Below are 4,016 nucleotides of genomic sequence, written 5' to 3' on the forward strand. Positions count from 1 at the left end.
CCCTCGCAGAACCGGACTTGGAACGTTACGCCATCCGGCTCCCAGTCTGAGTCATCCGCTCTGGGTAGGGCAGAGGTCTTCCCTCGCCCATTGCGTGAAACGAACAAGTTCAGTGGCCATGCTCAGAGTCCGCTCGGTGTCGGGGCATGTTTCCCCTGTCCATTATCTCAAACCGGTGCCCCTTTGCTCCCACGGCGTTACCCGCGCTCAACACTCATATGGGCACCTCCGACTCCCGGCCACCTCCACCCTCTTCCTCGCTGTTTAGGCTTGTCTGAGGGTGCGCCCAATACTTCAAGCGCCGATGTCCGGGCCTCCTTGGTTACCGTGCATTCGCAATGTCAGGCTCGACGCGGCTATCTAATCCCGGGTGGATTCCACCGGCTCGCCAATGCGCTGGTGAAACTGTTGCCTGCTGGCGTCTTGAAACCATCGGCCCGCTCCAAAGCGGCCATTTCGGAACTCAACAGCCTTCACGGTAGTGGAACCTGTAAATCTCGGCAAATGCGCCTTGCCAAGAACTCATTGATCTCGCGATGTCTCGGCACGGTTGACACTGCTTGTATCATTCGATTTAAATAAACGGAATGGTTGCCGCCCTCCCGTAAAAGTTCGCAGCCATGTTTCTCCAGGTGCCGGATTAAATCACGCCGCTTCATGTCATAAAGCAGCTAAATCAAATGGCTCTCGTATCACGTCTTGATTCTGTATCGACTCTTCAGCCAGGGTACGATTTGCTTCTAAGACCAATGCAATGGCTTCACGCAAATTTGCCTTGGTTTCCTCTAACGTGGCACCTTGCGTATTAGCTCCCGGCAATTCTTCTACGAAACCAATATAGCCTTCCGGAACTTTCTGAAAAACTGCTGTTAGTTGCATGCTATTTCCTTTAAAAGTACAAGTAGTTATAGTTTAGCGCACCAAGTGAGCAAGCACTGGGCCTCACGTTGTGTTCGTCGGCGAGCACAGCGAGTCCGCGTGCAATACCCGTAACGACAAGCAATCTAAGGCTTTTTGTAATTTCTCGAACTGCTCCATAAGTTGATGCAGGGGGCCTAATGAACTTGAATTCAGATAGATGTAATAGCTGTTTGCGACGAAAACTGCGGTAGTCGCGTCATCCAACCTCACAATCCCCATCATGGCGCGACTTTTCTTCTAGCTTAGATATATGACCACAAGCAGATCCTGCGCAGTTATTTTGTATGTTGATCAATGGGACGGCCCCTTTCATAGCATTTAACGCCACAAATCATCCGCACGGTTTTCGCGTCGGCTGGATTTATTCGTTAGGCGGCATTGCGGTGCCATTACGATTACTGTAGGCAATCTCACCTCGTACACTGTCAAGCCATCGCAGTGCGATCCGATGAGCAAACTCCTTTGCCTCGTGTCGTGACATTGGCCGATCGCTTTTCGGCGTGTCGAGGTATGCATGGCGCGCACAGTCCCCAGATCAGACAATAGGCACGCACGATCCAGTTGAAGTGGGCGCAGACATCGCCGATAACGGCCAGCCCAGCTGCCCTGTCATCATCCAGATAGATGTCCTCGCGCCTGTCGCCTCTCGAAGTCACATGATACATACAGGGCGCCCGCAAAGGCTAATCGTAGAGGTCTAGCCATGGTTTTAAGAATGTCAAACGTAAGGCCGCTGCTGACCCCGGAGTTCTTTTTCTGAGGAAAATTTCGCAAATCATTGAGATGATCCCGCTAGCTCCTTAAGACGCTTGCAAAGCTCGATCACATCAGCTTGATCCTGGTAAAGTCCGAAACCGAACCTCAACCGAGCACCTCGGCGGTCGATTAAAATGTCATTATTGTGCAAAGTTTGCAGGCATTTCTCGGCAATCTCTAACGACGATGCTTCGAAAGTCAAGAAATGCCCGTGCCAAGCCAGGGCCGGGTCAAACAAAGGCGTCAGCGACCAATTCTGTACAAAACTCTGGGGGAGATTGTCAAGAAAGGCACATTGCAGTCCCACGACATAACTATGAATGTCCTGAATATCGATACCTTCCAAACCAAACAAATCCCAAACGGCATTAAAACGATAAAAACCACTCGGGTCCTGCGTCGAGCCCATGAACGCCATGGCATCTCCAGGGTAGCTGACTTCTTTACCAACCGGCCTGGATAGCCGTGCGTATTCTGCATACCAGCCCGTATAGGCCGGACGCCAATTCCCTTTTGGCACTACCATAAAACCCACACCCTCACCACCCTGCCCATATTTGTACCCACCGCCCAGATAGAAAAGACGTCCTTCCAGTTTAGACAAGCTACAGGGAATAGCCGCAAAGCCGTGGTAACCATCAATGACAAAGAGTGTAGAATCTGGCGTTGTTGCCACCAGCGACTCAATATCACCATCCGTCAAGGCTGCACCGGAATCAAAGAAAACCTGGCTCAGAAAAACCATGTCATAGTTCTTGGCAAGCTCGGTTTGCATGTCATTCAAAAAAGTGTCCCGGTCATGGGAAAGCTGGCCGCATCCACCTGATGGATTTTGATCTCGGGAATTTCTTTTAACCTGAAAAACTGCCGGCGCCAGGAATGGAATTCATTGGTTGTGGTAAGGATTCTCAAACCACCTCTGCCCAGGAAAAGTGAGAGTAAACGTGTAGAAAGCTCATGGGTATTGGGCGCCAACGCAATTTGCCTGGCATCTGCCAGCCCCAGAATTCTTGCGATATGGTCTTGGATTTTAGGAATTGTCTCGGAAAAAATCCTGTCCCATTTTTCATCGCCGAGCGTGGCACAGTCGTCCCAATAAGCGATTTGGGCCTCGCGGCTGACATCGGGCCAGAAGTGATGCGAGTGGGCACGGAAATGCAATTTGCCAACATGACCTTCTAAAAATCGGCTGTAAAACCGCTTAGGATTGGAAAGCATCATAGACGATGTCCAACTGATTTTTGACAAATTCAGGCAATCTTGGTGCTATGGACTTGGGTATGAGAAAAGTCGCCAGATTGAATAAATCAATAAAAACACGATTTCTTTCCGTCGTCGTCCTTAAATATTGATGTCCGGAAGAACCGCCGGTTCCGATTTTAGTGCCGAGTATTCTGTGCACCATGAGCGCGTGGCGAAAACGCCAAGTGGTGAACTTCTCGTCGATTTCAACCAGGGAGCTGAGAATTTTGAAAGGCATCTGAAGCGCCGGATAATCACGGTAGAGAAAAATGAACACAGCAGATAGCATCGCCTTCTGCGACAACCTGACGCTGCCCTGCACCCGCTGTTCGGCAAATTTATCAGCGTCCAATAGCGTCGCGAAAGTCTCGCGCGTCGTTTCCAGGTTCTTCAGCTCAATCTCCCGTAAAGACTCACCCAGACTCGGGTTGTTCAGGATAATTTGATAGTCCTGATCGAGCATCTTATGGACCGCCAAGGAATACTCGCCCCAGAAATCATAGCCTTTAAATACGGAAAAAGGGATGCGTGCAAGCCATGTCTCGATTAACTCAAAAATACTGACTTTATTTTCCGCTGCTTCCAGCATTTCCCTATCTTCAGGTTTGAGACGAGAATTAATGAATTGCCTCTCAATCTCCATCCGATGCTCGGGCTTGATACCCAATAATGCCTCCACCAGGCGAAACTGCACACTCTGGAAACCAGAAGCCGGCACCAGATAATCCCTGAATTCCATGAAGTCCAGGGTCGTCATTGTCTCCATGACCTGAATCTGATCAATTAAAACCTGCTGAATGGTCGTCACTCTTTCCAGACGCGCTTGAATGACATAAAGATCAGTGGACGGCACAAAGTCACCGGCCATCAACTGGCGAATGGAATCGAGTTCATGCAAAATTTGCTTGAACCAGAGCTCATAAGTTTGGTGAACTATGATGAACAGCGTTTCATCGTGAACCTCATTGCCGTATTTCGCGCTTTCAGGCACCTGAGCATTCAGGATTTTAGGCAGTTGCAGGTAGTCGCGGTAGTAGAGGGGAGGATGGATCTTCATACGAGCCCTTACCTAAAAAGTTGATCAATCGGTGCATGAA

Annotated in this window: 6 protein-coding genes; all 6 read right to left on the reverse strand. The window is 49.8% G+C overall.

Features of this window, described 5'->3' with window-relative positions; genetic code table 11:
• Nucleotides 1-473 precede the first annotated feature (473 nt).
• On the reverse strand, nucleotides 474-659 hold the full coding sequence (locus ABTW62_RS13470) for a type II toxin-antitoxin system HicA family toxin (RefSeq protein WP_430905091.1): 186 nt from the start codon (nucleotides 657-659) through the stop codon (nucleotides 474-476).
• A gap of 1 nt (nucleotide 660) precedes the next feature.
• Nucleotides 661-879: a type II toxin-antitoxin system HicB family antitoxin gene (locus tag ABTW62_RS13475; RefSeq protein WP_430905092.1), complete on the reverse strand. Its 219-nt coding sequence runs from the start codon at nucleotides 877-879 to the stop codon at nucleotides 661-663.
• Between the two features lie 467 nt (nucleotides 880-1,346).
• Complete coding sequence (locus ABTW62_RS13480; RefSeq protein WP_430905093.1) at nucleotides 1,347-1,586, reverse strand: hypothetical protein; 240 nt, start codon at nucleotides 1,584-1,586, stop codon at nucleotides 1,347-1,349.
• Between the two features lie 110 nt (nucleotides 1,587-1,696).
• Nucleotides 1,697-2,461, reverse strand: coding sequence for a hypothetical protein (locus ABTW62_RS13485; RefSeq protein WP_430905094.1), 765 nt, complete (start codon nucleotides 2,459-2,461; stop codon nucleotides 1,697-1,699).
• The gene (locus ABTW62_RS13490; RefSeq protein ID WP_430905095.1) at nucleotides 2,458-2,898 is read right to left on the reverse strand and encodes a hypothetical protein; all 441 of its coding nucleotides are present in this window, start codon (nucleotides 2,896-2,898) and stop codon (nucleotides 2,458-2,460) included. The genes ABTW62_RS13485 and ABTW62_RS13490 overlap by 4 nt, the downstream gene beginning before the upstream one ends.
• Nucleotides 2,879-3,976, reverse strand: coding sequence for a tryptophan 2,3-dioxygenase family protein (locus ABTW62_RS13495; protein ID WP_430905096.1), 1,098 nt, complete (start codon nucleotides 3,974-3,976; stop codon nucleotides 2,879-2,881). The genes ABTW62_RS13490 and ABTW62_RS13495 overlap by 20 nt, the downstream gene beginning before the upstream one ends.
• Between the last annotated feature and the right edge of the window lie 40 nt (nucleotides 3,977-4,016).

Source organism: Nitrosomonas sp. ANs5 (genome assembly GCF_050584665.1).
Classification (GTDB): Bacteria; Pseudomonadota; Gammaproteobacteria; order Burkholderiales; family Nitrosomonadaceae; genus Nitrosomonas.